This window comes from Pseudomonas sp. CH235 (assembly GCF_004368175.1).
Lineage (GTDB): Bacteria > Pseudomonadota > Gammaproteobacteria > Pseudomonadales > Pseudomonadaceae > Aquipseudomonas > Aquipseudomonas paraglycinae.
This window is the reverse complement of record NZ_RRZJ01000004.1, coordinates 118,947-143,199: the sequence shown is the minus strand read 5'-3', so window position 1 is coordinate 143,199 and position 24,253 is coordinate 118,947. Positions and strand designations below refer to the sequence as shown.

24 protein-coding genes are annotated in these 24,253 nt (G+C 61.7%); 11 read left to right on the top strand and 13 right to left on the bottom strand.

Annotation, left to right across the window (positions count from 1 at the left end; translation table 11 throughout):
• The first annotated feature begins 36 nt into the window (after positions 1-36).
• Positions 37-591 (top strand): tetratricopeptide repeat protein, encoded by a 555-nt coding sequence (locus EIY71_RS06240; RefSeq protein ID WP_003228518.1) that lies wholly within the window; start codon positions 37-39, stop codon positions 589-591.
• A gap of 98 nt (positions 592-689) precedes the next feature.
• On the opposite strand, the gene EIY71_RS06235 is transcribed toward EIY71_RS06240, so the two are convergent.
• Positions 690-1,019: a DUF1820 family protein gene (locus tag EIY71_RS06235; protein WP_007958692.1), complete on the bottom strand. Its 330-nt coding sequence runs from the start codon at positions 1,017-1,019 to the stop codon at positions 690-692.
• A gap of 132 nt (positions 1,020-1,151) precedes the next feature.
• On the opposite strand from EIY71_RS06235, the gene miaB reads away from it, so the two are divergent.
• The 5 genes from miaB to lnt all read left to right on the top strand — a co-directional run bounded on the left by miaB (position 1,152) and on the right by lnt (position 6,553).
• On the top strand, positions 1,152-2,480 hold the full coding sequence (miaB, locus tag EIY71_RS06230; RefSeq protein ID WP_074691567.1) for a tRNA (N6-isopentenyl adenosine(37)-C2)-methylthiotransferase MiaB: 1,329 nt from the start codon (positions 1,152-1,154) through the stop codon (positions 2,478-2,480).
• Between the two features lie 195 nt (positions 2,481-2,675).
• Complete coding sequence (locus tag EIY71_RS06225; protein WP_085608754.1) at positions 2,676-3,680, top strand: PhoH family protein; 1,005 nt, start codon at positions 2,676-2,678, stop codon at positions 3,678-3,680.
• Complete coding sequence (gene ybeY, locus EIY71_RS06220) at positions 3,673-4,167, top strand: rRNA maturation RNase YbeY (RefSeq protein WP_007958682.1); 495 nt, start codon at positions 3,673-3,675, stop codon at positions 4,165-4,167. Before EIY71_RS06225 ends, ybeY begins: the two co-directional genes overlap by 8 nt.
• A gap of 5 nt (positions 4,168-4,172) precedes the next feature.
• Positions 4,173-5,012 carry an HlyC/CorC family transporter gene (locus EIY71_RS06215; protein ID WP_007909641.1) on the top strand — a complete coding sequence of 280 codons (840 nt, stop codon included), beginning with the start codon at positions 4,173-4,175 and terminating at the stop codon, positions 5,010-5,012.
• A 17-nt stretch (positions 5,013-5,029) separates the two neighbouring features.
• Positions 5,030-6,553 (top strand): apolipoprotein N-acyltransferase, encoded by a 1,524-nt coding sequence (gene lnt / locus EIY71_RS06210; protein ID WP_102716649.1) that lies wholly within the window; start codon positions 5,030-5,032, stop codon positions 6,551-6,553.
• Between the two features lie 74 nt (positions 6,554-6,627).
• Here lnt and EIY71_RS06205 read toward each other — a convergent pair whose 3' ends face one another.
• Both EIY71_RS06205 and EIY71_RS06200 read right to left on the bottom strand, forming a co-directional pair.
• Entirely contained in the window at positions 6,628-7,407 is a 780-nt protein-coding gene (locus EIY71_RS06205) for a YdcF family protein (protein WP_134020952.1), read from the bottom strand.
• A gap of 105 nt (positions 7,408-7,512) precedes the next feature.
• The gene (locus tag EIY71_RS06200; RefSeq protein ID WP_115079318.1) at positions 7,513-7,836 is read right to left on the bottom strand and encodes a hypothetical protein; all 324 of its coding nucleotides are present in this window, start codon (positions 7,834-7,836) and stop codon (positions 7,513-7,515) included.
• Positions 7,837-8,090: 254 nt separating this feature from the next.
• On the opposite strand from EIY71_RS06200, the gene leuS reads away from it, so the two are divergent.
• The 5 genes from leuS to EIY71_RS06175 all read left to right on the top strand — a co-directional run bounded on the left by leuS (position 8,091) and on the right by EIY71_RS06175 (position 14,157).
• Positions 8,091-10,697: a leucine--tRNA ligase gene (leuS, locus tag EIY71_RS06195; RefSeq protein WP_134020950.1), complete on the top strand. Its 2,607-nt coding sequence runs from the start codon at positions 8,091-8,093 to the stop codon at positions 10,695-10,697.
• Between the two features lie 87 nt (positions 10,698-10,784).
• Positions 10,785-11,390 carry an LPS assembly lipoprotein LptE gene (gene lptE, locus EIY71_RS06190; protein WP_085747653.1) on the top strand — a complete coding sequence of 202 codons (606 nt, stop codon included), beginning with the start codon at positions 10,785-10,787 and terminating at the stop codon, positions 11,388-11,390.
• A gap of 39 nt (positions 11,391-11,429) precedes the next feature.
• Positions 11,430-12,467 (top strand): DNA polymerase III subunit delta, encoded by a 1,038-nt coding sequence (holA, locus tag EIY71_RS06185; RefSeq protein ID WP_007958673.1) that lies wholly within the window; start codon positions 11,430-11,432, stop codon positions 12,465-12,467.
• A 141-nt stretch (positions 12,468-12,608) separates the two neighbouring features.
• The gene (gene arfA / locus EIY71_RS06180) at positions 12,609-12,773 is read left to right on the top strand and encodes an alternative ribosome rescue factor ArfA (RefSeq protein WP_134020947.1); all 165 of its coding nucleotides are present in this window, start codon (positions 12,609-12,611) and stop codon (positions 12,771-12,773) included.
• Positions 12,774-12,834: 61 nt separating this feature from the next.
• Complete coding sequence (locus EIY71_RS06175) at positions 12,835-14,157, top strand: lytic murein transglycosylase (RefSeq protein ID WP_102716652.1); 1,323 nt, start codon at positions 12,835-12,837, stop codon at positions 14,155-14,157.
• Positions 14,158-14,208: 51 nt separating this feature from the next.
• On the opposite strand, the gene EIY71_RS06170 is transcribed toward EIY71_RS06175, so the two are convergent.
• The 10 genes from EIY71_RS06170 to rlmH all read right to left on the bottom strand — a co-directional run bounded on the left by EIY71_RS06170 (position 14,209) and on the right by rlmH (position 24,244).
• A complete protein-coding gene (locus EIY71_RS06170) occupies positions 14,209-15,156 on the bottom strand; it encodes an LD-carboxypeptidase (RefSeq protein WP_102716653.1) in 948 nt (315 codons plus the stop codon).
• A gap of 173 nt (positions 15,157-15,329) precedes the next feature.
• Positions 15,330-16,328 carry a lipoyl synthase gene (gene lipA / locus EIY71_RS06165; protein ID WP_162130488.1) on the bottom strand — a complete coding sequence of 333 codons (999 nt, stop codon included), beginning with the start codon at positions 16,326-16,328 and terminating at the stop codon, positions 15,330-15,332.
• 25 nt (positions 16,329-16,353) lie between these two features.
• Positions 16,354-17,001 (bottom strand): lipoyl(octanoyl) transferase LipB, encoded by a 648-nt coding sequence (lipB, locus tag EIY71_RS06160; protein ID WP_039771855.1) that lies wholly within the window; start codon positions 16,999-17,001, stop codon positions 16,354-16,356.
• Positions 17,001-17,276: a DUF493 domain-containing protein gene (locus tag EIY71_RS06155; RefSeq protein WP_102686365.1), complete on the bottom strand. Its 276-nt coding sequence runs from the start codon at positions 17,274-17,276 to the stop codon at positions 17,001-17,003. The genes lipB and EIY71_RS06155 overlap by 1 nt, the downstream gene beginning before the upstream one ends.
• Positions 17,277-17,360: 84 nt before the next feature.
• Positions 17,361-18,518: a D-alanyl-D-alanine carboxypeptidase family protein gene (locus EIY71_RS06150; RefSeq protein ID WP_011336095.1), complete on the bottom strand. Its 1,158-nt coding sequence runs from the start codon at positions 18,516-18,518 to the stop codon at positions 17,361-17,363.
• A gap of 183 nt (positions 18,519-18,701) precedes the next feature.
• On the bottom strand, positions 18,702-19,709 hold the full coding sequence (locus tag EIY71_RS06145; RefSeq protein WP_011336096.1) for a septal ring lytic transglycosylase RlpA family protein: 1,008 nt from the start codon (positions 19,707-19,709) through the stop codon (positions 18,702-18,704).
• Positions 19,709-20,719 carry a lytic murein transglycosylase B gene (gene mltB / locus EIY71_RS06140; protein WP_007958658.1) on the bottom strand — a complete coding sequence of 337 codons (1,011 nt, stop codon included), beginning with the start codon at positions 20,717-20,719 and terminating at the stop codon, positions 19,709-19,711. The genes EIY71_RS06145 and mltB overlap by 1 nt, the downstream gene beginning before the upstream one ends.
• Positions 20,720-20,736: 17 nt before the next feature.
• Positions 20,737-21,840 (bottom strand): rod shape-determining protein RodA, encoded by a 1,104-nt coding sequence (gene rodA / locus EIY71_RS06135; protein ID WP_052026248.1) that lies wholly within the window; start codon positions 21,838-21,840, stop codon positions 20,737-20,739.
• 31 nt (positions 21,841-21,871) lie between these two features.
• On the bottom strand, positions 21,872-23,767 hold the full coding sequence (gene mrdA / locus EIY71_RS06130; protein ID WP_007958656.1) for a penicillin-binding protein 2: 1,896 nt from the start codon (positions 23,765-23,767) through the stop codon (positions 21,872-21,874).
• Positions 23,768-23,776: 9 nt separating this feature from the next.
• Positions 23,777-24,244: a 23S rRNA (pseudouridine(1915)-N(3))-methyltransferase RlmH gene (rlmH, locus tag EIY71_RS06125; RefSeq protein ID WP_003185785.1), complete on the bottom strand. Its 468-nt coding sequence runs from the start codon at positions 24,242-24,244 to the stop codon at positions 23,777-23,779.
• Positions 24,245-24,253 lie beyond the last annotated feature (9 nt).

The following is a 24,253-nucleotide window of genomic DNA, read 5'->3' as shown; positions in this document are numbered from 1 at the left end:
CGGGTCCGCGCGCCCTTCAGAGGTAAGTCGATTCCCATGAACCGCACCGGCCGCACCCTTGCCTTGGGCTGCCTGTTGCTCCTTCAGCCGCTGCTCGCACATGCACAAGCAGGCGGCAACTCGTTGTTGATCCCGGCGATGGGTCGCTGCACCCTCAATACTCAGCCGCAAGATGTCACGCAGGCACTCGCCGCCTGCCAAAAGGCAGCGGATGAGGGGGATGCGCAAGCGCAATACGAGTTGGGTGAGTTCTACTACGACGGCAAGAATGCGCCGCGCGACCTCAATCAAGCCCTGAGCTATTTCGAAAAGGCCTCGCTGCAAGGTCACGCCCAGGCGCAATTCAAGCTCGGCACCATGTTCTTCCACGGTGAAGGCGTGCAGGCCAACAACATTCAGGCTTATATCGTGCTGAAGATGGCCGCGGTCAACGGCGCCGAAGACGCGCTCGACACCGCCGACGAAGTGTCTGAAAAGATGTCCCGCGAAGACCTGGAAACCGCGACCCAGGTGCTCGGGCAAATTTTCCGTAAATACCTGATGGAACTGCAGAGCGCCGACGGGCGTACGCCGTTCTCGCCCCTGCCCTGACTAACGATAGTTCCCGCGCTTTTCGTCACCGACGCGGAACGTCGAAGGCGGCATTCCCACGCAGAGCATGGGAACGATCACTTCCATAAAACCCGGTTTTACTTCTCGGGCATCGGCACCGGAAACGGCATCACATTGCCAACACCGCCACGGGCTTCGCTGATCTTTGGCGTCCCCAGTCGCTCGACTTCATCGATGCGCACGATCGAGTGCATCGGCACAAAGCTGCGCACCACGCCTTCGAACTGCGCCTTGAGCTTTTCTTCGCTCGGGTCGACGACCACTTGCGTGCGCTCGCCAAAGACGAACTCTTCCACTTCCAGGAAACCCCACAGATCACTTTGATAGATCTGCTTGGCGTACATTTCGAACACCTGGCCCTGGTTGAGGAAAATCACCTTGTAGATTGGAGCTTCGCGTTTGGTCATGGCGGGCGGACGACATCGGGGTAAAAATGAGGGCGCGAACTATAGCATAGCCACCGGACGCGCAGCGGTAGGAACCTGGGGACATGTTCCCTATAATGCGCGGTTCTTTGAACCACGTGACGACCCTATTCCATGGCCAAGAAGCTTTACATCGAAACCCACGGTTGCCAGATGAACGAGTACGACAGCTCGCGCATGGTCGATCTGCTGGGCGAACACCAGGCCCTGGAAGTCACGGCGCGCGCCGAAGATGCCGACGTGATCCTGCTCAACACCTGCTCGATCCGCGAACGCGCCCAGGACCGGGTGTATTCCCAGCTCGGCCGCTGGCGCGAACTGAAACTGGCCAACCCGGACATGGTGATCGCCGTCGGCGGTTGCGTGGCCAGCCAGGAAGGCGCGGCGATCCGTGATCGCGCCCCGTACGTCGACGTGGTGTTCGGCCCGCAGACCCTGCACCGCCTGCCGGAAATGATCGACGCCGCGCGCATCAGCAAGCTGCCGCAAGTCGACGTCTCGTTCCCGGAAATCGAAAAATTCGACCACCTGCCAGAGCCGCGCATCGACGGCCCGAGCGCCTACGTGTCGGTGATGGAAGGCTGCAGCAAGTACTGCACGTTCTGCGTGGTGCCCTACACCCGCGGCGAAGAAGTCAGCCGGCCGTTCGACGACGTGATCGCCGAGATCATTCACCTGGCTGAACACGGCGTGCGCGAAGTGACCCTGCTGGGGCAGAACGTCAACGGCTATCGCGGGCTGACCCACGACGGTCGTCTGGCGGATCTGGCCGAACTGATCCGCGTTGTCGCGGCGGTCGACGGCATCGACCGCATCCGCTACACCACCTCGCACCCGCTGGAATTTTCCGACAGCCTGATCCAGGCCCACGCCGAAGTGCCGGAACTGGTCAAGCACCTGCACTTGCCGGTGCAGTCGGGTTCGGACCGGATCCTGGCCGCGATGAAGCGCAACCACACGGCGCTGGAGTACAAATCCAAGCTGCGCAAACTGCGCGCCGCCGTACCGGGCATCTGCATCAGCTCGGACTTCATCGTCGGCTTCCCGGGGGAAACCGAGAAAGATTTTGAACAGACCATGAAGCTGATTGCCGATGTCGGTTTCGATTTTTCCTACTCGTTCGTCTACAGCCAGCGCCCAGGCACTCCAGCCGCCGATCTGGCCGACGACACCCCGGAAGAACTGAAGAAAGAACGCCTGAACGCCTTGCAGCACCGTTTGAATCAGCAAGGGTTCGAGATCAGCCGACAAATGGTCGGTTCGGTCCAGCGCATTCTGGTGACCGATTATTCGAAGAAAGACCCGGGCGAGCTGCAAGGGCGCACCGAGAATAACCGTATCGTCAACTTCCGCTGCGATAATCCGACCCTGATCGGCCAGTTCGCCGACGTCCACATCGACGCGGCGCAACCGCACTCGCTGCGCGGCTCGCTGATCCAGTAAAACCCTTTGTTCAACTGTGGGAGCGAGCCTGCTCGCGATGAACGATGACGCGGTTTTTCAGATGAACCGCATTCATGCCCATCGCGAGCAGGCTCGCTCCCACAGGAACGGCATCAATTTAAGAGCTTTCGCACCCACGCCGCTGGCGTTATCCTTGATTTCATCCTAATTGCCCCAGGGCGGCTAAATACGACCTTGAACGCACCCATCGAACCACATCGTTTCATCCTCGAGCCCTTTGAGGCTCGCCGCTTCGCCAATCTGTGCGGGCAGTTCGACGAGCACCTGCGCCTGATCGAACAGCGCCTGGCCATCGAGATCCGCAACCGCGGCAATCAGTTCGAGCTGATCGGCGAACCCAAGCACACCACTTCCGCGGAAAACCTGATTCGCCGCCTGTACCGGGAAACCAAGGGTTCAGAGCTGTCGCCGGATACGGTTCACCTGTTCCTTCAGGAATCGGCCGTTGAGCAGCTGGACAACCACGCCCCCGCTGAAGCCTCCGTCGCCCTGCGCACCAAGAAAGGCATGATTCGCCCACGCGGCTTGAATCAGCTGCGCTACGTGAAGGAAATTCTCGGCAACGACATCAACTTCGGCATCGGCCCGGCCGGTACCGGCAAGACGTATCTAGCTGTCGCCTGCGCCGTCGATGCGCTGGAGCGTGAACAGATCCGTCGCATCCTGCTGGTGCGTCCGGCGGTCGAAGCGGGTGAGAAACTCGGCTTCCTGCCCGGCGATCTGTCGCAGAAGATCGACCCGTACCTGCGCCCGCTCTACGACGCGCTCTACGAGATGCTCGGTTTCGAATACGTGGCCAAGCTGATCGAGCGTCAGGTGATCGAAGTCGCGCCGCTGGCCTACATGCGCGGTCGCACGCTGAACAACAGCTTCATCATTCTCGACGAAAGTCAGAACACCACCGTCGAGCAGATGAAGATGTTCCTGACCCGGATTGGATTCGGCTCCACGGCCGTGATCACCGGCGACATCACCCAGGTCGACCTGCCGCGCGGCACCAAATCCGGACTTCATCACGTCATCGAAGTCCTGAAGGATGTGCCGGGTATCAGCTTCACCCACTTCCAGCCCAAAGACGTGGTGCGCCACCCGTTGGTGCAACGCATCGTCGAAGCCTACGAGCGCTTCGAGACGCGTGTTGCTGATGAAGCGCCAAAGGACACCCGCCACGATGCTTGAGCTTGACCTGCAAATCGCGACCGAAGCGTCTGCGCCGACCGAAGCCGAGTTCCGCCAATGGTGCGAACTGGCCCTGCGCCAGCGCACCGCTGACTCGGAAATGACCATTCGTCTGGTCGACGAGGAAGAAGGCCGCGAACTGAATCACACCTGGCGCCACAAGGATTACGCGACCAACGTCCTGTCCTTTCCCGCCGAAGTGCCCGACGAGTTCCTAGACATCCCGCTGCTGGGCGATCTGGTGATCTGCGTGGCGGTGGTCGAGCGCGAAGCCGCCGAACAGGGCAAGGAACTAAAGGCCCACTGGGCACATCTGGTCATTCACGGCTGCTTGCATCTGCTGGGTTACGACCATATAGATGACGAGGAAGCCGAGGAAATGGAAGCACTGGAACGCGAGTTGCTTGCCGAATTGGGTTATCCCGATCCGTACGCGGACGACGAAACCGAAACATCCCCTACTGTTACAACAAAGGATTCAGAGTAATCGCTATGAGCGAAGATCGATCGAGCAACGGGCAAAAGTCATGGCTGGGCAAACTGACCCAGGCTTTTGCCCACGAGCCGAAGAACCGCCAGGAGCTGCTTGAGCTGCTGCGCGATGCACATCAGAACAAACTGCTGGACAGCGAAGCGCTGGCCATCGTCGAAGGCGCCATCCAGGTGGCTGACCTGCAGGTTCGCGACATCATGGTGCCGCGCTCGCAGATGATCAGCATCAAGGCGACCCAGACACCCCGCGAATTCCTCCCTGCCGTGGTCGACTCGGCCCACTCGCGCTACCCGGTCATCGGCGAAAGCCATGACGACGTGATGGGCGTGCTGCTGGCCAAGGATCTGCTGCCACTGATCCTCAAGGAGAACGGCGACAGCTTCAACATCAAGGACCTGCTGCGCCCGGCCACGTTCGTGCCGGAGTCCAAGCGTCTGAACGTGTTGCTGCGTGAATTCCGCGCCAACCACAACCACATGGCCATCGTGATCGACGAATACGGCGGCGTGGCCGGTCTGGTGACCATCGAAGACGTGCTTGAACAAATCGTCGGCGACATTGAAGACGAGCACGACGTCGAAGAAGACAGCTACATCAAGCCGCTGCCCAGCGGTGATTTCCTGATCAAGGCCCTGACGCCGATCGAGAACTTCAACGAGTTCTTCGACAGCGAATTCTCCGACGACGAGTTCGACACCGTCGGCGGGCTGGTGATGAGCGCGTTCGGGCACTTGCCAAAGCGCAACGAAATCACTGAAATCGGCGCCTATCGTTTCCGCATCCTGAATGCCGACAGCCGTCGGATTCATTTGCTGCGACTGACCCCAATCGCCCGGTAAAAAATCTAAGGATTGAAATGCGCTGGACAACCCGCCCCGGCTGGCCCGGTAACCTGCTGGCCGTGGCGGCCGGTGCAATCACCACCTTCGCTCTGGCACCGTTCGATCTCTGGCCGCTGGCCTTGCTGGCGGTCGGCCTGTTCTATGCCGGCCTGCGCGAGCTGAGCCCGCGACAAGCCCTGGGCCGTGGCTGGTGCTTCGGTTTCGGCCTGTTCGGCGCCGGCACCAGCTGGATCTATTACAGCATCCACCACTTCGGCGGCGCGTCGGTGCTGCTGGCCGGGTTCCTGATGCTGATCTTCACGGCGGCCATTGCCTGGTTCTTCGCTCTGCCTGCGTGGCTCTGGGCGCGCTGGTTGCGGCGTAATGAAGCGCCGGTGGCCGACGCCCTGGCGTTCGCGGCGCTGTGGGTGGGTCAGGAAGCTTTCCGTGGCTGGTTCCTCACCGGTTTCCCGTGGCTGTATTCCGGTTACAGCCAGCTCGACGGCCCGCTGGCCGGGCTCGCGCCAGTAGGCGGCATGTGGCTGGTGTCGTTCGTCCTGGCACTGACCGCTGCACTGATCTACAACGCACCGCGCCTGTTGCAAACCCGCCGCAAAGCCTTCATCGCTGCCGGCCTGGTATTGCTGATCGGGCCATGGGCGGCGGGCATTGCGCTCAAGGGCCATGCCTGGACCAGCCCGGCGGGCGCGCCGCTGACCGTTGCCGCGATTCAGGGCAACGTCGCGCAAAGCATGAAATGGGACCCGGCCGAACTCAATGCGCAACTGGCGCTGTACCGCGACCTGAGTTTCCGCTCCAAACCGGTGGACCTGCTGATCTGGCCGGAAACCGCCGTCCCGGTGCTCAAGGAGTCCGCCGAGGGCTACCTGACCATGATGGGCAACTTCGCCGCCGAGCGTAAATCGGCGCTGATCACCGGCGTACCGATCCGCGAAATGGTTCACCACGAGAGACGCTTCTACAACGGCATCACCGTGGTTGGCGAAGGCGATGGCACCTATCTCAAGCAAAAACTGGTGCCGTTCGGCGAGTACGTACCGTTGCAGGACATCCTGCGCGGGCTGATCGCATTCTTCGACCTGCCGATGTCCGACTTCGCCCGCGGCCCTGCCGATCAGGCCTTGTTGCAGGCCAAGGGATATCAGATCGCGCCGTTCATCTGCTACGAAGTGGTGTATCCGGAGTTCGCCGCAGGCCTGGCGGCACGCAGCGATCTGCTGCTGACGATCAGCAACGACACTTGGTTCGGTACGTCCATCGGCCCGTTGCAACACCTGCAAATGGCGCAGATGCGCGCGCTTGAAGCCGGACGCTGGATGATTCGTGCGACCAACAACGGCGTGACCGGACTGATCAACCCGTTTGGCCAGATCACCGAGCGCATTCCGCAGTTCGAACAGGGCGTGCTGTACGGCGAAGTGGTGCCGATGCACAACCTGACGCCGTATCTGCAATGGCGCTCGTGGCCGCTGATCATCCTGTGCGTGGTGCTGTTCGGCTGGGCGCTGATGACCAACCGGATGTCCAAGACACTCTGAGATATCGCCCGCTCCCACAGATGACCGCTGTGGGAGCGAGCTTGCTCGCGAAGGCGCCACCAACGACACCCCCGTCAATCGGCGCTGTCACCCCCTCGATAGAACATCGAATAACCGATCTGCCCCACCGCTTCGTTCATCAACTGCCCGCTCTGCCAGATCGATTTGAACTCCGGCAGCCAGCCGCCAAACGGCCGGGCATTGTCCGTGCCGAGAAAACCAACCGGCGCCGGCACCACTTCAAATCCAGCCTGTTGATAACTCCACACCGCTCGCGGCATGTGCCAGGCCTGGGTCACCAGCACGATGCGTTTGACGCCTTCCGGCAACAACACTTTGGCGCTGAATTCGGCGTTTTCCCACGTGGTGCGGCTCTCCCCTTCCTGCCAACGCACCGTCACACCGAAATCATCGCGTAGCGAATCGGCCATCAATTTGGCTTCGGTCGGCGGTGTACCGTAATGCAGGCCACCGCTGGTCAGAATCGGCAACCCCGACGCCTTGGCCAGTCGCGCCGCGTAACGCTGCCGTTCAAGCCCGACACCAGTCGGCTGATCTTCGCCCCAGGCCACATCGCCGCGTTCGCGACCGGAGCCCAGCACCACAATCGCATCCGCGCGCTGCGCCAGACTTGTCCATGCTTCCCGGGCCAGCGGCGGTTCGCGCTCCAGAGCCTTGGCGCCCCATTGCACGACCACCGGCAGACTCATCAGCCAAAAGCCGCCAAACCCCAGGGCAAAACACAGCCCCGCCAGCCGTGGCCGCGAGCGACGCAGCCACCAGGCCGCCAGCAACAGCAGCAAAAGAAGGCCGGGCGGCAACAGAAGTTGTTTAATGAAATAACGAAAAGGCATCGAGCATCTCCAAAGATGCCCGAAGCCTAAGTGGGTTGATGCAGCGCGACAACCAGTAGGGTCGGATCCCGTTGAAAAAGATCCGCTTTTTGACCTGCCATGCGTTTACTTGGCCTGCAGAGTCCGCACTTTGACGGTATCTCTGCCGGGTGCCTTGTCCTTGAGCCAGATGACCTTCGCCGAATGGGCAGCATCGAGCTGTTTCACTGCTTGTGACAGGTATCCGTGGGTTTCACGCTCACTGCGATCCAGATAGGCCTTGACCAGTTTGAACTCGGCGGGACTCAAGCCACGCAATTCCAGCTCCAGGGGGCGCTCGTCGCGCAGCCTTCCAGCGGTTTTTGCCGCGTCCAGGGCCATACCCAGACGATCGATCAACCGCTCGTACAACTCGGGTTTGGTAACGTTTTTTTGCTGTGACTCCACCATCCCTCACCTCATTGAAGATAAGACTCACTCCCCAGTTAGAGCTTAGCTTCGCTGCACAAACCGGCTGCACGCCGCGACCAACGGCCCTCGCCGCAATTTCAGCCGGTCAAACGGCTGCAATCAGGGTTTCCCTAGGCCGAGCGCGGTCATGTATGCTACGGCGCTTCCTGTAACTCCACTTCCAGCTCGTCCGGCACGTCCCGAACGTCGCATTGAAGAGGATTAGGCCACCCCTATCCAGTACAAAAGTAGCCATGCACGAACAATATCAGCCCCGTGAAATCGAAGCCGCCGCCCAGTCCTTCTGGGACGAGCAAAAGTCCTTTGAAGTCAGTGAACAGCCAGGCAAGGAGACTTACTACTGCCTGTCGATGTTCCCTTACCCCAGCGGCAAGCTACACATGGGGCACGTGCGCAACTACACCATCGGCGACGTGATCTCCCGCTACCAGCGCATGCTCGGCAAGAACGTTCTGCAACCGATGGGTTGGGACGCCTTCGGCATGCCGGCGGAAAACGCCGCGATGAAGAACAACGTGGCTCCGGCCAAGTGGACCTACGAAAACATCGCCTACATGAAATCCCAGCTGCGCAGCCTGGGCCTGGCGGTGGACTGGTCGCGCGAAGTCACCACCTGCAAACCGGATTACTACCGCTGGGAACAATGGCTGTTCACTCGCCTGTTCGAAAAAGGCGTGATCTACCGCAAGAACGGCACCGTGAACTGGGACCCGATCGACCAGACCGTTCTGGCCAACGAACAGGTGATCGACGGTCGCGGCTGGCGTTCCGGCGCGCTGATCGAAAAGCGCGAAATCCCGATGTACTACTTCAAGATCACCGCTTACGCGGATGAGCTGCTGGAGAGCCTCGACGAACTGACCGGCTGGCCCGAGCAAGTCAAGACCATGCAGCGCAACTGGATCGGCAAGTCGCGCGGGATGGAGGTGCAGTTCCCGTACAACGTCGATTCGATCGGCGAAAGCGGCACCCTGAAAGTCTTCACCACCCGCCCGGACACCCTGATGGGCGCGACTTATGTCGCCGTGGCTGCCGAGCACCACCTGGCTGCTCTCGCCGCCAAGAACAACCCTGAGCTGCAAGCGTTCATCGCCGAATGCAAGGGCGGCAGCGTCGCCGAAGCCGACGTCGCCACTCAAGAGAAGAAAGGCCTGCCGACCGGCCTGTTCGTCGAGCACCCGCTGACCGGCGAAAAACTGCCGGTGTGGGTCGCCAACTACGTGCTGATGCACTACGGCGACGGCGCGGTCATGGCGGTGCCGGCGCACGACGAGCGCGATTTCGAATTCGCCCACAAGTACAACCTGCCGGTCAAATCCGTGGTGCGCACCAGCTCCGGTGACACCAACCCGGCGCCATGGCAGGACGCCTACGGCGAGCACGGCACGCTGATCAACTCCGGCGAGTTCGACGGTCTGGACTTCGCTGGCGCGTTCGACGCCATGGAAGTCGCCCTGATCAAGAAAAACCTCGGCGCCTCGCGCACCCAGTTCCGCCTGCGCGACTGGGGCATCAGCCGCCAGCGCTACTGGGGTTGCCCGATCCCGATCATCCACTGCGATGCCTGCGGTGACGTGCCGGTGCCGGAAGATCAACTGCCTGTCGTCCTGCCGGAAGACGTGGTGCCGGACGGCGCCGGTTCGCCGCTGGCGCGCATGCCCGAGTTCTACGAGTGCGCCTGCCCGAAATGCGGTCAGCCTGCCAAGCGTGAAACCGACACCATGGACACCTTTGTCGAGTCGTCCTGGTACTACGCCCGTTACGCCTCGCCGCACTTCGAAGGCGGCCTGGTGGAAAAGTCCGCGGCCGACCACTGGTTGCCGGTGGATCAGTACATCGGCGGTATCGAACACGCCATTCTTCACCTGCTCTACGCGCGCTTCTTCCACAAGCTGATGCGTGACGAAGGCCTGGTGAGCTCCAACGAGCCGTTCAAGAATCTGCTGACCCAGGGCATGGTGGTCGCCGAGACTTACTATCGTCGTGAAGCCAACGGTGCCTACACCTGGTTCAACCCGGCGGACGTGGAACTCGAGCGCGACAGCAAGGCCAAGGTCATCAGCGCCAAGCTGATCGCCGACGGCCTGCCGGTGGAAATCGGCGGCACCGAGAAGATGGCCAAGTCGAAGAACAACGGCGTCGACCCTCAGTCGATGATCGACCAGTTCGGCGCCGACACCTGCCGTCTGTTCATGATGTTCGCCTCGCCACCTGACATGAGCGCTGAATGGTCGGACTCCGGCGTGGAAGGCTCGCACCGCTTCCTCAAGCGCGTCTGGCGTCTGGCTCAGGCCCATGTCACTCAGGGTCTGCCGGGCAAACTGGACATCGCCGCACTGAATGACGAACAGAAAGTCATTCGTCGTGCGATCCACCAGGCGATCAAGCAGGCCAGCCACGACGTCGGCCAGAACCACAAATTCAACACCGCCATCGCCCAGGTGATGACGCTGATGAACGTGCTGGAAAAAGCCGCGCAAGCGACCGAACAGGATCGCGCACTGGTTCAGGAAGGTCTGGAAACCGTGACGCTGCTGCTCGCACCGATCACGCCGCACATCAGCCACGAGCTGTGGAACCGTCTGGGCCACGCCGATCCGGTGATCGACGCCGGCTGGCCGGTGCTGGACGAAAGCGCGCTGGTCCAGGACAGCCTGACCCTGGTGATCCAGGTCAACGGCAAGCTGCGTGGCCAGATCGAAATGCCGGCCGCCGCCACCCGTGAAGAAGTCGAAGCGGCAGCGCGCGCCAACGAAAACGTGCTGCGTTTCGTTGACGGCCTGACGATTCGCAAAGTGATCGTAGTGCCCGGGAAACTGGTCAATATCGTCGCCAGCTAATTGGATCGGGCGTCAGGTGTGCCTGACGCCCAGTAAAACCTTTCGGGCCACAGAGTCGGCCCACATGGTTTCAAGGGGAGCAACACAATGATCAAACGCAATCTGCTGGTGATGGGCCTCGCCGTCCTGTTGAGCGCCTGCGGTTTCCAGCTGCGTGGCACCGGCACCAATGAGCTATCGATCAAGGAGCTCGACCTGAGCGCCCGCAACGCCTACGGCGAAACCGTGACGCAACTGCGTCAGGTGCTGGAGTCCAGCGGCGTCAAGGTCGTTACCGGTGCACCGTACAAGCTGTATCTGGCCGATGAGCAGGAATCCCAGCGGATTCTCAGCTACGCCGGCGCCGGTCGTACCGGCGAGTACCAGGTCAGCACCGTCCTTACCTACGATATCCGTGGCGAAAAAGATCTGCTGCTGAAAAGCGACAAGCTTGAAGTGCAGAAAGTGTTCATCCACGACGGCAACAACCTGGTGGGTTCCGACCAGGAAGCCAACGATGCCCGCCGTGAAACCCGCCGCGAGCTGGTACAGCGCATGATGCTGCGTCTGCAACAACTGACGCCGGCACAGCTTGACGCTCTGCAGCAAACCGCCAATGCACGGGCCAAGGCAGAAGCCGACGCCCTCGAAGCGGCACAGAAGGCTGAAGCGGAAACCCCGCGCCAGTCGCCGCTCGAACTGCCGCAGCAGTAAGACGTTCGGGGCGCTCAGGCGCCCCGTTCGCCCTCTCTTATGAAGCTCGCTCCCGCCCAACTCGGCAAACACCTGCAAGGCGCTCTCGCGCCGGTCTACATCATCAGCGGCGATGACCCGCTGCTGTGCCAGGAAGCTGCCGACGCCATTCGCTCTGCCGCCCGTCAGCAAGGATTCGACGAACGCCAGGTCTTTGCCGCCGACGCCAATTTCGATTGGGGCACGTTGCTGCAGGCTGGCGCCAGCATGTCGCTGTTCGCCGAAAAACGCCTGCTGGAACTGCGCCTGCCTTCGGGCAAGCCCGGTGACAAGGGCGCGGCCGCCCTCATCGAATACTGCTCGCGCCCGGCAGAAGACACGGTGCTGTTGATCAGCCTGCCGAAGCTGGACGGTAGCGCGCAGAAAACCAAGTGGGGCAAGGCGCTGGTCGAAGGTCAGCAGACCCAGTTCGTGCAGATCTGGCCGGTGGACGCCAACCAGTTGCCGAGCTGGATTCGTCAGCGCCTGTCCCAGGCCGGCCTGTCAGCCAGCCAGGACGCGGTCGAGCTGATTGCCGCGCGGGTCGAAGGCAACCTGCTGGCCGCTGCGCAAGAGATCGAAAAGCTCAAGCTGATGGCCGAGGGCGGGCAGATTACCGTCGAAACCGTGCAGGCGGCCGTGGCCGATAGTGCGCGCTTCGACGTGTTCGGCCTGACCGACGCGGTGCTCAACGGCGAACCAGCCCACGCCCTGCGCATGCTCGAAGGGCTGCGCGGTGAAGGGGTCGAGCCGCCGGTGATTCTCTGGGCCCTGGCCCGTGAGTTGCGCCTGCTGGCCAACATCTCGTTGCAATACAGTCAGGGCACACCGCTGGACAAGTGCTTCAGTCAGGCCAAGCCGCCGGTCTGGGACAAGCGTAAACCGCTGATGAGCAAGGCCCTGCAACGCTACTCGGCGCAACGCTGGGCGCAGTTGCTGCTCGAAGCCCAGCGCATCGATGCACAGATCAAGGGCCAGGCGGCGGGCTCGCCGTGGATGAGTCTGAGCCGACTGGCGTTGCTGATGGCCGGTCAGCGTCTGACCTTGCCTGCCGAATGAAATCCGGGATCGCGCGCTGTGATCCCGTTTTTTTACCGAGTCCATTTCCTACAGAACATCCCACCGTCGGTCCTATAGACAGACGCTCTGGATCGGCAGATTATCTGCCGCGCAAAACCTCACTCAATCGAGAGAATCATCATGAGTAAAAAGCCAGCGAAACATGGCCACAACAAGGCCAAATCCATCGTCGCCCAACCCCTGTTCCGCAGCCGCCAGGAACGACCAACCAAGGGTAAAGGCAGCTACCGCCGCGAAGCCTTCCAGTCTGACAGCTGGGAGGCTTCTTACTTTCTGGCCGCTTAAAGCGCAGCACCCCTTCCTCATGTTAAGGTCTGCACCTGATTCGTATTCCCTGGACCCGTGCATGCCCCTCAGTCTTTCCCGTCGTTGGCCCTTGCGCCAACTGATCGCTGCCTCCAGCTTCGTACTGCTCGTCGCCTGCGCGGAAAAACCCACCGCCGCCGACGCTCAACCGCTTCAGACCGTTCCCGTTGCCACAGCCCCAGCGGTCATCCCGCCGGTAGTGCCGTCCGGTGACAACCTCGACCTGCAACCGACCCAGACCTTTGCCGAATGGCAGGCCGGTTTCCGCAAGGAAGCTCTGGCTGCCGGCATTCGTGCCGACCTGTTCGACCGCGCGTTCGCCAATGTCAGTTTCGATGCCAGCGTGATTCGCGCCGACCGCAGCCAGCCGGAGTTCGCCCGGCCGGTATGGGAATACCTGGACGGCGCCCTTTCGCCCTTGCGCGTGCGCAAAGGCCAGGCGCTGATCAGCCAGTACGCCGATATTCTGCAAAGCATCGAACAGCGTTACGGCGTCGATCGTCAGGCACTGGTGTCGGTGTGGGGAATGGAAAGCAACTTCGGCCAGTTCCAGGGCAGCAAGTCGGTGATCAACTCGCTGGCGACCCTGGCCTATGAAGGCCGCCGCCCGGGCTTTGCCCATGCGCAGCTGATTGCGGCGCTGCAGATCCTGCAACAGGGCGACATCACGCCGGAGAAAATGCTCGGCTCCTGGGCCGGCGCCATGGGCCAGACCCAGTTCATCCCGACCACCTACAACACTCATGCCGTGGACTTCGACGGTGACGGTCGCCGCGACATCTGGGGCAGCCCCGCTGACGCATTGGCCTCCACCGCGCATTACCTGCAAAGCTCCGGCTGGCAGCGTGGCCAGCCGTGGGGCTTCGAAGTGCAGCTGCCGAGCGGTTTCAACTACACCTTGGCCGACGGCGCAATTCGCAAGAGCGTCGCCGAATGGCGGCAACTGGGTGTGATCCTGCCGAACGGCGGCCAGGTGCCGGCCGGCTCCGAGCAACTGTCCGCCGCCCTGCTGCTGCCGGCCGGCTACCGCGGCCCGGCGTTCCTGATCCTCGATAACTTCCGGGCGATCCTCAAATACAACAACTCGTCGTCCTACGCACTGGCCGTCAGCCTGTTGTCCGAGCGCTTCAACGGTGCCGGCCTGATCAATGGCAGCTGGCCAAAAGACGATCTGCCGTTGAGCCGCACCGAACGGATCGAACTGCAAAACCTGCTGACCGCGCGCAACTACGACGCAGGCACCGCCGACGGCATCATCGGTGCCAATACGCGCAAGGCGATTCGCGCTGCGCAGCAGTCATTCGGCTGGCCGGCGGACGGTTATCCGACGCACAAGCTGCTGGAAAGCCTGCGCAACCAGTAAAAACAAAAAGACCGCCGCCTCTTCAGGCGGCGGTCTTCTTTTGTGACTCGCTCAGCGAATCACCACATCCTGCTCCAGCATCAATTCCTTCTTACCCGCATCCAGTCGAACCAGCGCCCCCAGCGGTAGCGTCAGGTTCGGATCGCAGTGTCCGCTGCGCCAGCCGGACAGCACCGGAATCCGCAGTGGTTCAAAGGTCTGTTTGAGCAAGCGGTTCAAGGCCTCGACATCCACGCCCGCCACATCCCCGACCAGCACGCCACGCAATCTGGCCAACTTGCCCGCCAGACGCATCTGGGTCAGCAAGCGGTCGATCCGGTACAGCGGCTCGTTGATGTCCTCGATGAGCAGAATCACCCCTTCGACGTCGATTTCGTAAGGCGTGCCCAGGGTCGCGGCGATCATCGCCAGATTGCCACCCTGCAAACGCCCGTGAGCAATGCCGGGCTCCACGGTGGTCAATGGATAAGCCGCCGGATGACTCAGCACACTGCCGGCCTTCAACTGACCGCGCAGCATGGCGAAGAACGACGTCACCGTCGGCGGTTCCTTGTCACCCAGCAGATCGGCATTCAATAACGGCCCATGAAAGGTCACGAACCCGGCGTAGCGACTGATGGCCAGATGCAGTGCGGTGATGTCGCTGTAACCGACGAAGGGCTTGGCATGGCGGCTCAGCAAGTCGTAGTCGATCCGGTCCAGCAACCTTGGCGTGCCGTAACCACCGCGCAGGCAAATGATTGCATCCACCTCCTCGTCAGCGAACGCCGCGTGCAGATCGTTGAGCCGCACCTCGTCGCTGCCGGCCAGATAGCCATCCTTCTCGTAGACGCCAGGGAACACCCGCAAACCGTAACCCCGGGCGCGCATCCACTGAACGGCCTTTTCGGTATCCAGCGTGCCGGGGCCGGCGGGCGCAATGACGCCTATCAGCCCTTCCGACGGCAGCGCGGGCACGGGCTTGTGCGGAAAAAGGGTGTGGGTCGGTCGAACGGTCATCCATGGATCTCCCTGTGTGAAGTCATGCTCATACAGTAGTCAGGAACGGCGACAAACAGAAGAGGCTCGGCCGCGCCGCAAATTGCAGGAAAGGTCAGTAACGAGTGTAAGCCAGGCAAAAAAATGCCCGCCGGGCGATAAACCCCGGCGGGCATTTTTTATTCAGCGCTGAATCAGGAACCGAGCAGCTCGGCCTTGACCAGTTTCGCCTGTTCGTCGGCGTGGTACGAAGAACGCACCAACGGGCCGGACGCGACGTTCTTGAAGCCCATCTTGTAACCTTCCTCGGCGAACCAGGCGAAGGTGTCCGGGTGCACGAAACGCTGCACCGGCAAGTGGCTGCGGGACGGTTGCAGGTACTGGCCCAGGGTCAGCATGTCGATGTCGTGTTCGCGCATGCGCTTCATGACTTCGATGACTTCGTCGTCGGTCTCGCCCAGACCCAGCATCAGGCCGGATTTGGTCGGGATGTGCGGCATCATCTGCTTGAAGCGTTGCAGCAGGGTCAGCGACCACTGGTAGTCCGAACCCGGACGCGCAGCCTTGTACAGGCGCGGTACGGTTTCCAGGTTGTGGTTGAACACATCCGGCGGCTCGGCCGCGGTGATTTCCAGGGCGATGTCCATGCGGCCACGGTAGTCCGGGACCAGGGTCTCGAGCTGCACGTTCGGCGACAGTTTGCGGATTTCGCGGATGCAGTCGGCAAAGTGCTGGGCACCGCCGTCACGCAGGTCGTCGCGGTCAACCGAGGTGATCACCACATACTTGAGTTTCAGGTCGGCGATGGCGATGGCCAGGCTTTCCGGCTCGTTGACGTCCAGTGGCTTCGGACGACCGTGGCCAACGTCACAGAACGGGCAACGACGGGTGCAGATGTCACCCATGATCATGAAGGTCGCGGTGCCGCCGGAGAAGCACTCGCCCAGGTTCGGGCAGGAGGCCTCTTCGCAGACGCTGTGCAGCTTGTGCTTGCGCAGCAGGCTCTTGATGCGGTCGACTTCCGGCGAAACCGGTATGCGCACGCGGATCCAGTCGGGTTTCTTCGGCAGTTCGGTGGTCGGAATGATCTTCACCGGGATGCGTGCAACCTTCTCGGCGCCGCGCAGCTTGACGCCGGCTTCAACCTTGGGACGCGGGGCCGGGCGCTCGGTCACGTCGAGCGTCGGGATCATGGTTTGCACTGCATCAGTAGTCATATCAGTCGATTCCGCCCGTCAGGGTCGTCTGCTCAGCATAGTCGAGGTGTTTGACGAGCTGCGCGCGCAGCCGGGCACTTACCTCGGCAAATTCAATCGATCCTGCGTGCTCGCTCAGCTGGGTCATCGCCAGCCCGGCATAGCCGCAGGGATTAATCCGTCGAAACGGCTCCAGGTTCATGTCCACGTTCAGGGCCAGGCCATGAAAGGAACAACCATGGCGAATCCGCAAACCCAGAGAAGCGATCTTCGCTCCGTCGACGTAGACGCCGGGAGCATCCGGCTTGGCCACGGCGGTCACGCCGTAGCTGGCCAGCAGTTCGATCAGGCAGCGCTCCATGCGGCTGACCAGATCGCGCACGCCGAAACCGAGTCGGCGCACGTCCAGCAGCAGATAGGCTACCAACTGGCCTGGGCCATGGTAGGTCACCTGACCGCCGCGGTCGACCTGCACCACCGGAATATCCCCCGGCAGCAACAGGTGCTCGGCCTTGCCGGCCTGGCCCTGGGTGAACACCGGCGGGTGTTCCACCAGCCAGATTTCGTCCGGGGCCGTGGTGCCACGCTCGTTGGTAAAACGTTGCATGGCCTGCCAGACCGGCTCGTAAGCCATCTGGCCAAGCTCGCGAAAGCCCAGCGTGCCCGGCATCACAGCACCATGTGCACGAAACCGGTGGCCCGCAGTTCGCTGTTGATGTTGTACAGCTGATCCTGGTCGGTCGCGACGATGTGCAACTGGATGGTGGTGTACTTGCCGTTGCTGCTTTGACGCTCGTCGACACGCTCATCGTTGATCTTGGCGTGTTTCTTGACGATGTCGATGATCCTGTCTTTGTTGCCGACGCCCGTATCGCTGATCACCTTAACCGGATAATCAACCTGGGGAAATTCGATCTTTGGCGCCTTTACTTCGGTATCGGTCATGGCGTAACGGCCTCGTAAGCGTAAGCCCGGTAACGAACAAGGCCCCGCTCCGGACCGGAACGGGGCCATGCAGGTCAACTCGAATCAGTTGAACAAGCCGTAGAAGAATAGACGGATGCTATCCCACATGCGGCGGAAGATACCACCCTCCTCGACAGCGTCCAGGGCGATCAGGTCGGCGCTGTGCACCACCTTGTCGTCCAGTTTCACTTCGACTTTACCGATCACGTCGCCCTTGGCGATTGGCGCGGTCAGTTGCGGGTTCATGGTCATGCTGGCAGCGAGCTTCTTCAGCTGGCCTTTAGGCAGGGTCATGGTCAGGTCTTGTGCCAGGCCGGCCTTGACTTGACTGGTGGTGCCTTTCCACACCGGGGCCTGAGCCAGTTCGGTGCCCTTCTGGTAGAAGGTCTGGGTTTCGAAGAAGCGGAAACCGTAGGTCAGCAGCTTCTGGGTCTCGGCGGCGCGGGCCACTTCGCTGTTGGTGCCGAACACCACGGCGATCAGGCGCATGCCGTCACGTACGGCCGAGGACACCATGCAGTAACCGGCTTCGTCGGTGTGACCGGTTTTCAGACCATCGACGGTCTTGTCGCGCCACAGCAGCAGGTTGCGGTTAGGCTGTTTGATGCCGTTCCAGAAGAACTCTTTCTGCGAGTAGATCGCGTAGTGAGCCGGGTCTTCGTGGATGATCGCGCGCGCCAGGATCGCCATGTCGTGAGCCGACGAGTAGTGCTCAGGGTTCGGCAGACCGGTCGGGTTCATGAAGTGGGTATTGGTCATGCCCAGATCGGCGACGGTCTTGTTCATCAGGTCGGCGAACGCGTCTTCGCTGCCGGCGATGTGTTCAGCCACCGCGACGCTGGCGTCGTTGCCGGACTGGATGATGATGCCGTGCAGCAGGTCGCTGACAGTGACTTGTGAGCCGACCTTGATGAACATCCGCGAACCGCCGGTGCGCCAGGCGTTTTCGCTGACGGTCACCGGGTCGTTTTCACCGATCTGGCCGCGACGGATTTCCAGCGTGGCAATGTACGCAGTCATCAGCTTGGTCAGGCTGGCCGGTGGCAGGCGCTGGTCACCGTTGTTCTCCACCAGCACGTTGCCGCTGTTGGCATCCATGAGCACGTAGGATTTGGCGGCCAGTTGTGGTGGCGACGGCATCATCTCGGCCGCGAACGCGGCAGGCGAGAGGAGCAGCGGGACTAGCAGACACAGGCGTTTGGCAAAGGTGGTGATGTTCATCCGTCTCTCGAAATCGCTAATGGAAACTGCCCTTGCGGGCAAAATTAATCAGATGGCTTTCTAACGGGCCATCGCGTGTTCAGTTGCTCACTCCAGTCACCCTTGCCGGGCTTTTGTTCTTCGACGAGCCAACAACCTGGTTCACCCCCCAATCGCTGGTGAACCGTCAATCAAGTCCTACGTTTACTCGGTGACCACACTTGGCGAACCCAGGTTGGCCAGGCGCACGCTGTTCTGTACCTGGGCAATTTCACCCGGCGAACCGATCGGTCCCAGGCGAACCCGGTGCAGGGTCTGCTGATTGCGCACGATCGAGCTGATGAACACCGGAGCGCTCACCATCCCGCTGAGCTTCGACCTCAGGAGTTCTGCAGCGTCCGGGTTGGCGAACGCGCCCACCTGCAGATACTGGCCAGACGCTGGTGCAGAAGCGTTTTTTTTTGCATCGAGCTGGACTGGCACGACGGCCGCGGCGTGCTGCTGCGGCGGCGGAGTCCATTGCTCGACGGTACCGGCCGACGCCGTGATCACCGGGGCGCTATTCTGCGCGACTTGCGGCTCGTTGAGCATCAAAGGCGCCGGGCGGCCCTTGGCGGCCCACCATTGTTGCGGGTCGATGCCTTCGACCTTGACCCGCGCGGTACCGATTTCGGCATAACCGAGCTTCTTGGCGGCGGCGTAGGACAGGTCGATGATCCGATCCGAGTAGAACGGCCCGCGGTCATTGACCCGCAGGATCACGCTCTTGTTGTTGTCCAGGTTGGTCACCCGAACGTAACTCGGCAGCGGTAATGTCTTGTGGGCGGCACTCATGCCGTACAGGTCGTAGACCTCGCCGTTGGCGGTGTTCTGACCGTGGAACTTGGTGCCGTACCAGGACGCGGTGCCGGAAGCCACGTACGTCTTGGATTCCTGCAACGGGAAGTAGGTCTTGCCCAGCACGGTGTACGGGTTGGCCTTGTACGGGCCGGTGTGCAGGGTCGGCGTGGCATCCGGGATGCGCGATACGTCGACGTCCCACCACGGCGCGCCGTCCTTGTGGGCCCGGTTGATGTCCAGGCCCGGCTGCGAGCGAACGGCGGTGGTCGGCTTCTGGCTCGGCGAACGGCTGGTCGAACAACTGGCGACCAGCACCGCCAACGCAGCGAAAGCCACCAGCTTCAGGGGTTTATTGATAGGCAATGCCCGCATTACTTGACGCCCCGTGCTTGTACCAGCTGTTCAGACAGTTGATGTACGGCCATGGCGTACATCACGCTGCGGTTATAACGCGTGATCGCGTAGAAATTCTTCAGGCCCATCCAGTATTCCGGGCCATTGTCGCCTTCGAGGCGGAATGCGGTGACCGGCATGTCATCGCGCAGCGCATCATGACTCGACCAGCCCAGCGCTCGCAACTCCCCGACGGTTTTCGTCGGCTCGATGCCGGTGGTCAGGCCTTCATCCACCTGCTCGCCACGGACATCCGCGCGACTGACCACCGGTTCACCGGCGACCCAGCCGTGACGCTTGAAATAGCTGGCAACGCTGCCGATCGCATCATCCGGGTTGTTCCAGATATTGATGTGGCCGTCGCCGTCGAAATCCACCGCGTAGGCACGGAAACTGCTCGGCATGAACTGCGGCAAGCCCATCGCCCCGGCGTAGGAACCCTTGAGGGTCAGCGGGTCAACCTGCTCTTCGCGCGCCAGCAGCAGGAACTCACGCAGCTCCTTGCGGAAAAATTCGGCACGGGGAGGATAGTCGAAACCCAGCGTGGACAAGGCATCGATCACCCGGTAATTGCCGGTATTACGTCCGAAAAAGGTCTCAACGCCGATGATCGACACGATCACCTGGGCCGGAACGCCGTATTCCTGCTCGGCGCGGGCCAAGGTCGCCTCATGCTGGCGCCAGAAGTCCACACCGCGGGCGATGCGCGCGTCGGTGATGAACATCGGCCGGTATTCTTTCCACTGCTTGACCCGTTCGGCCGGTTTGGAAATGGCGTCGAGAATCGCCTGTTTGCGCTGGGCCTCGCGGAACACAGCCATCAGCTGTTCGCCGGCAAAACCGTAGTCGCGGGTCATTTCACCGACGAATTCGGCCACTTGGGGCGAGCCTTCGTAATCGCCGGCCAACGCTTCCTGCGCGCTGCCAAGGATGCCTACCAGGCCGAGCCACGGTGCGTATCGTGTCGCCCAGTCACGCATTACTTGCATTGAACTCTTCACCTTATTCAAACCTGTGCGATCCACTTGCGATGGGTATGGATCGACATCAAAACCCCAAACGCTGACAGCAGCGTCACCAGCGAAGTTCCGCCGTAGCTAATGAACGGCAACGGCACCCCCACCACCGGCAGCAGGCCACTGACCATACCGATGTTGACGAAAACGTAAACAAAAAACGTCATGGTCAGAGCGCCGGCCAGCAATTTGCCGAACAGCGTCTGCGCCTGGGCGGTAATCACCAGGCCGCGACCGATCAGCAACAGATAGATCAGCAACAGTGCGCAGATGCCCACCAGGCCGAACTCTTCGCCGAGCACGGCGATGATGAAGTCGGTGTGGCTTTCCGGCAGGAAGTCCAGGTGCGACTGGGTGCCCAGCAGCCAGCCCTTGCCGAATACGCCGCCGGAACCGATGGCGGCTTTCGACTGGATGATGTTCCAGCCAGTGCCGAGTGGATCACTTTCCGGGTCGAGGAACGTCAGGATCCGCTGCTTCTGGTAGTCGTGCATGATGAAGAACCACATCGCCACCGACACCGGAATCGCCGCCGCCAGCACGCTGAGAATCCAGCGCCAGCGCAGCCCGCCCATGAACAGTACGAAGGCGCCGCCGGCCAGAATCAGCAGCGAAGTGCCGAGATCCGGCTGACGCACGATCAGGGCGAACGGCACGCCGATCAACAGCAGACTGATGCCGACATGCTTGAGCTGCGGCGGCAGCGTGCGTTTGGACAGGTACCAGGCGATGGTCGCCGGCATCAGGATCTTCATGAATTCCGAGGGCTGGAAGCGGATCACCCCGGGAATGTTGATCCAGCGGGTGGCACCCATGGCGTTGTGGCCCATGATGTCCACCACCAGCAGCAGCACCACCCCGATCACGTAGCCGAGCGGCACCCAGCGCGCCATGAACCTTGGCTCGAACTGGGCGATGACAATCATCGACACCAGACCGATGCCGAACGACGTGGCCTGTTTGGCCAGCAGATCCCAGCTCTTGCCGCTGGCCGAATACAGCACGAACAGGCTGCCGGCCGCGAGAATCAGCAGCAGCACCAGCAACGGACCGTCGATATGCAAACGTTGTAACAGCGTCGCCCGGCGACGCATCACATCCTCGCTGGAGAGCATGCGATCGAAATTATTCATCACGGGCCGTAGCCTCCGCACTGATAGGGCTGGCGTATTCGGCCTTCAACCGTCCGTCCTGATCCAGCAGCCAGGCATCCATGACCTGCCGCACCACCGGTGCAGCGACGCCGGAACCGGACTCACCGTTCTCGACCATCACCGACACCACGATTTTCGGGTCATCCGCCGGCGCGAAACCGACGAACAAGGCGTGGTCGCGGTGGCGTTCCTGAACCTTGGAGCGGTCGTACTTTTCACCTTGCTTGATCGCCACGACCTGCGCCGTACCGGACTTGCCGGCGATCCGGTATTGCGCGCCGATGGCCGCTTTACGCGCCGTACCCCGTGCACCGTGCATCACCTGTTGCATGCCATGGTTGACCTTGGTCCAGTCCGACGGATCGCGCAGTATGATGTCCGGCATCGGATTCTCATCGACCGGTTTCACGCCTTCGAGGGATTTGGCCAGGTGCGGGCGGTTCCACACGCCCTTGTTGGCCACCAGCGCCGTGGCCTGGGCCAGTTGCAGCGGGGTCGATTGCATGTAGCCCTGGCCGATCCCGAGAATCAGGGTTTCGCCGGGGAACCACGCCTGACGCCGGGTCGCGCGTTTCCACTCGCGGGACGGCATCAGGCCGGGGGACTCTTCGAACATGTCCAGCGAGACCTTCTGGCCGATGCCGAACTTGTTCATGTAGGCCGACAACCGGTCGATGCCCAGCTTGTGTGCCAGGTCATAGAAGTAGGTGTCGTTGGAACGCATGATCGCCGTGTCGAGGTCGACGAAGCCGTCGCCGGTACGGTTCCAGTTGCGGTACTTGTGATCGTAGTTGGGCAGCATGTAATAACCGGGATCGAACACCCGGCTCGACGCTGTCACGACGCCCGCATCGAGACCGGCAATCGCCACCGCCGGTTTGATCGTCGAGCCCGGCGGGTACAGGCCGCGCAGCACGCGGTTGAACAGCGGCCGGTCGATCGAATCGCGCAGCTCGGCGTAAGCCTTGAAGCTGATGCCGGTGACGAACAGGTTCGGGTCGAAGCTCGGCTGGCTGACCATCGCCAGCACTTCGCCGGTTTTCGGATCGAGCGCCACCACCGCCCCACGTCGACCGCCAAGCGCGGCCTCGGCAGCTTCCTGCAATTTGATGTCGAGGCTCAGGACAATGTCCTTGCCCGGCACCGGATCGGTACGCTTGAGCACGCGCAGGACGCGGCCACGGGCGTTGGTCTCGACCTCTTCGTAACCCACCTGACCGTGCAGCTCGGCTTCATAGAAGCGCTCGATGCCGGTCTTGCCGATGTGGTGGGTGCCGCTGTAATTGACCGGATCGAGGGTCTTCAGCTCTTTCTCGTTGATCCGCCCCATGTAACCCACCGAGTGCGCGAAATGCGCGCCCTGCGGGTAATGACGCACCAGTTGCGCGACCACCTCGACGCCCGGCAGACGGAACTGGTTCACCGCGATCCGGGCGATCTGCTCTTCGCTCAGCTCGAACAGGATCGGCACCGGTTCGAACGGCCGGCGACCCTGACGCATGCGTTTTTCGAAGATCACCCGGTCTTCCGGCGTCAGCTGCAAGACCTCGACGATTACGTCGAGCACCTGCTGCCAGTCGCCGGAGCGCTCGCGGGTCATGCTCAGGCTGAAGCTCGGACGGTTGTCCGCCACCACCACGCCGTTGCGGTCGAAAATCAGGCCACGGGTCGGCGGGATCGGCTGGACATGCACCCGGTTGTTTTCCGACAAGGTCGAGTGATATTCGTACTGAATCACCTGAAGGTAATACAGCCGCGCAATCAGCACGCAGATCAGCGCCACCACCGCAATTGCGCCGAACACGACGCGACCACGCACCAGACGGGCGTCTTTTTCGTGGTCCTTGATGCGGATCGGCTGAGACATGAGGGCGGATTACTTGTGGTAAGGGTGGCCGGACAGCACGGTCCAGGCACGATACAACTGCTCGCCGATGAGGATGCGCACCAGCGGGTGCGGCAGCGTCAGCGGCGACAACGACCAGCGCTGATCCGCGCGGGCACACACTTCCGGCGCCAGCCCTTCCGGGCCACCGACCATGAAGTTGACCGTGCGCGAGTCCAGGCGCCAGCGATCGAGTTCGACCGCCAGTTGCTCGGTGCTCCACGGCTTGCCATGAACTTCGAGAGTGACGATCCGCTCGTTCGGCCCGACCTTGGCCAGCATGGCTTCGCCTTCCTGACGGATGAAGCGGGCCACGTCGGCGTTCTTGCCACGGGTATTGAGCGGAATTTCCACCAGTTCCAGCGCCAGCTCGGACGGAAGACGCTTGGCATATTCATGCCAGCCTTCTTCCACCCACTTGGGCATGCGTGAACCGACGGCGATCAGTCGCAGTCGCACAGCAATCCC

Bases quoted from the DNA above. Each gene is read 5' to 3' on its own strand.
- EIY71_RS06240 (WP_003228518.1), top strand. From the start codon at position 37: ATGAACCGCACCGGCCGCACCCTTGCCTTGGGCTGCCTGTTGCTCCTT.
- EIY71_RS06235 (WP_007958692.1), bottom strand. From the start codon at position 1,019: ATGACCAAACGCGAAGCTCCAATCTACAAGGTGATTTTCCTCAACCAG.
- miaB (WP_074691567.1), top strand. From the start codon at position 1,152: ATGGCCAAGAAGCTTTACATCGAAACCCACGGTTGCCAGATGAACGAG.
- ybeY (WP_007958682.1), top strand. From the start codon at position 3,673: ATGCTTGAGCTTGACCTGCAAATCGCGACCGAAGCGTCTGCGCCGACC.
- EIY71_RS06215 (WP_007909641.1), top strand. From the start codon at position 4,173: ATGAGCGAAGATCGATCGAGCAACGGGCAAAAGTCATGGCTGGGCAAA.
- lnt (WP_102716649.1), top strand. From the start codon at position 5,030: ATGCGCTGGACAACCCGCCCCGGCTGGCCCGGTAACCTGCTGGCCGTG.
- EIY71_RS06205 (WP_134020952.1), bottom strand. From the start codon at position 7,407: ATGCCTTTTCGTTATTTCATTAAACAACTTCTGTTGCCGCCCGGCCTT.
- EIY71_RS06200 (WP_115079318.1), bottom strand. From the start codon at position 7,836: ATGGTGGAGTCACAGCAAAAAAACGTTACCAAACCCGAGTTGTACGAG.
- leuS (WP_134020950.1), top strand. From the start codon at position 8,091: ATGCACGAACAATATCAGCCCCGTGAAATCGAAGCCGCCGCCCAGTCC.
- lptE (WP_085747653.1), top strand. From the start codon at position 10,785: ATGATCAAACGCAATCTGCTGGTGATGGGCCTCGCCGTCCTGTTGAGC.
- holA (WP_007958673.1), top strand. From the start codon at position 11,430: ATGAAGCTCGCTCCCGCCCAACTCGGCAAACACCTGCAAGGCGCTCTC.
- arfA (WP_134020947.1), top strand. From the start codon at position 12,609: ATGAGTAAAAAGCCAGCGAAACATGGCCACAACAAGGCCAAATCCATC.
- EIY71_RS06175 (WP_102716652.1), top strand. From the start codon at position 12,835: ATGCCCCTCAGTCTTTCCCGTCGTTGGCCCTTGCGCCAACTGATCGCT.
- EIY71_RS06170 (WP_102716653.1), bottom strand. From the start codon at position 15,156: ATGACCGTTCGACCGACCCACACCCTTTTTCCGCACAAGCCCGTGCCC.
- lipA (WP_162130488.1), bottom strand. From the start codon at position 16,328: ATGATCCCGACGCTCGACGTGACCGAGCGCCCGGCCCCGCGTCCCAAG.
- lipB (WP_039771855.1), bottom strand. From the start codon at position 17,001: ATGCCGGGCACGCTGGGCTTTCGCGAGCTTGGCCAGATGGCTTACGAG.
- EIY71_RS06155 (WP_102686365.1), bottom strand. From the start codon at position 17,276: ATGACCGATACCGAAGTAAAGGCGCCAAAGATCGAATTTCCCCAGGTT.
- EIY71_RS06150 (WP_011336095.1), bottom strand. From the start codon at position 18,518: ATGAACATCACCACCTTTGCCAAACGCCTGTGTCTGCTAGTCCCGCTG.
- EIY71_RS06145 (WP_011336096.1), bottom strand. From the start codon at position 19,709: ATGCGGGCATTGCCTATCAATAAACCCCTGAAGCTGGTGGCTTTCGCT.
- mltB (WP_007958658.1), bottom strand. From the start codon at position 20,719: ATGCAAGTAATGCGTGACTGGGCGACACGATACGCACCGTGGCTCGGC.
- rodA (WP_052026248.1), bottom strand. From the start codon at position 21,840: ATGCGTCGCCGGGCGACGCTGTTACAACGTTTGCATATCGACGGTCCG.
- mrdA (WP_007958656.1), bottom strand. From the start codon at position 23,767: ATGTCTCAGCCGATCCGCATCAAGGACCACGAAAAAGACGCCCGTCTG.